Origin of the sequence: Rhodococcus cercidiphylli, assembly GCF_033042225.1 — a bacterium.
Taxonomy (GTDB): Bacteria; Actinomycetota; Actinomycetes; order Mycobacteriales; family Mycobacteriaceae; genus Rhodococcoides.
The window spans coordinates 1-1,163 of sequence record NZ_JAWLKE010000026.1 but is presented as its reverse complement, the minus strand read 5'-3'; the positions used below and the strand labels follow the sequence as shown (position 1 = coordinate 1,163).

The window sequence follows — 1,163 nt, the reverse complement described above, 5'->3', positions numbered from 1 at the left end:
ATGGCGGTCTCGACGGGAATCGAACCCGCGATCTCCTGCGTGACAGGCAGGCGTGTTAACCGCTACACTACGAGACCAAATACGGAGGAAGAGGGATTCGAACCCCCGCGAGCCGTTAAGCTCCTGTCGGTTTTCAAGACCGATCCCTTCAGCCGGACTTGGGTATTCCTCCAAAATTATATGGACCTTGCAGGACTCGAACCTGCGACCGAACGGTTATGAGCCGTTAGCTCTAACCAACTGAGCTAAAGGTCCAAATTTTAATTCTACAACTAATAATTAGTGGCGGTGGAGGGGATCGAACCCCCGACCTCACGGGTATGAACCGTACGCTCTAGCCAGCTGAGCTACACCGCCGTTATATAGTTTGTAAATGATTTAAATGGTGGAGACTAGCGGGATCGAACCGCTGACCTCCTGCGTGCAAAGCAGGCGCTCTCCCAGCTGAGCTAAGCCCCCATAATAAATTTTAAATTTCCTATCGGGAAGACAGGATTCGAACCTGCGACCCCTTGGTCCCAAACCAAGTGCTCTACCAAGCTGAGCTACTTCCCGTAAGAGAACGCGCCCGATAGGAGTCGAACCCATAACCTTTTGATCCGTAGTCAAACGCTCTATCCAATTGAGCTACGGGCGCAAAATAATAATGCCGAGGACCGGAATCGAACCGGTACGGTGATCTCTCACCGCAGGATTTTAAGTCCTGTGCGTCTGCCAGTTCCGCCACCCCGGCAAAATAATGGAGCGGAAGACGGGATTCGAACCCGCGACCCCCACCTTGGCAAGGTGGTGTTCTACCACTGAACTACTTCCGCATATTAAAATAAATCGTATGAGCCATAGAGGATTCGAACCTCTGACCCTCTGATTAAAAGTCAGATGCTCTACCAACTGAGCTAATGGCTCAAAGATGGTGCCGGCCAGAGGACTTGAACCCCCAACCTACTGATTACAAGTCAGTTGCTCTACCAATTGAGCTAGGCCGGCAAGAAATGGTTCAGGACAGAGTCGAACTGCCGACACATGGAGCTTCAATCCATTGCTCTACCAACTGAGCTACTGAACCTTAATCATAAGTCAAAAGTAATGGCGGTCTCGACGGGAATCGAACCCGCGATCTCCTGCGTGACAGGCAGGCGTGTTAACCGCTACACTACGAGACC

The 1,163-nt window shown here is 51.3% G+C and carries 13 tRNA genes; all 13 read right to left on the bottom strand.

The annotated features are described in order from the left end of the window. Position 1: 1 nt before the first annotated feature. The 13 genes from R3P95_RS26055 to R3P95_RS25995 all read right to left on the bottom strand — a co-directional run bounded on the left by R3P95_RS26055 (position 2) and on the right by R3P95_RS25995 (position 1,163). A tRNA-Asp gene (locus R3P95_RS26055) sits at positions 2–77 on the bottom strand. 5 nt (positions 78–82) lie between these two features. Further along, positions 83–172, bottom strand: a tRNA-Ser gene (locus tag R3P95_RS26050). Between the two features lie 9 nt (positions 173–181). Beyond that, positions 182–255 (bottom strand) — tRNA-Ile (locus tag R3P95_RS26045). Positions 256–283: 28 nt separating this feature from the next. After that, positions 284–357: transfer RNA gene (locus R3P95_RS26040), tRNA-Met, on the bottom strand. A gap of 26 nt (positions 358–383) precedes the next feature. Then, positions 384–459 (bottom strand) — tRNA-Ala (locus tag R3P95_RS26035). 22 nt (positions 460–481) lie between these two features. Next, a tRNA-Pro gene (locus R3P95_RS26030) sits at positions 482–555 on the bottom strand. Between the two features lie 8 nt (positions 556–563). Further along, positions 564–637 (bottom strand) — tRNA-Arg (locus R3P95_RS26025). A gap of 10 nt (positions 638–647) precedes the next feature. Beyond that, positions 648–733: transfer RNA gene (locus R3P95_RS26020), tRNA-Leu, on the bottom strand. A gap of 7 nt (positions 734–740) precedes the next feature. After that, positions 741–815, bottom strand: a tRNA-Gly gene (locus R3P95_RS26015). Between the two features lie 18 nt (positions 816–833). Beyond that, a tRNA-Lys gene (locus tag R3P95_RS26010) sits at positions 834–906 on the bottom strand. A 5-nt stretch (positions 907–911) separates the two neighbouring features. After that, positions 912–987: transfer RNA gene (locus R3P95_RS26005), tRNA-Thr, on the bottom strand. Positions 988–993: 6 nt separating this feature from the next. Beyond that, positions 994–1,066, bottom strand: a tRNA-Phe gene (locus tag R3P95_RS26000). 21 nt (positions 1,067–1,087) lie between these two features. Further along, a tRNA-Asp gene (locus R3P95_RS25995) sits at positions 1,088–1,163 on the bottom strand.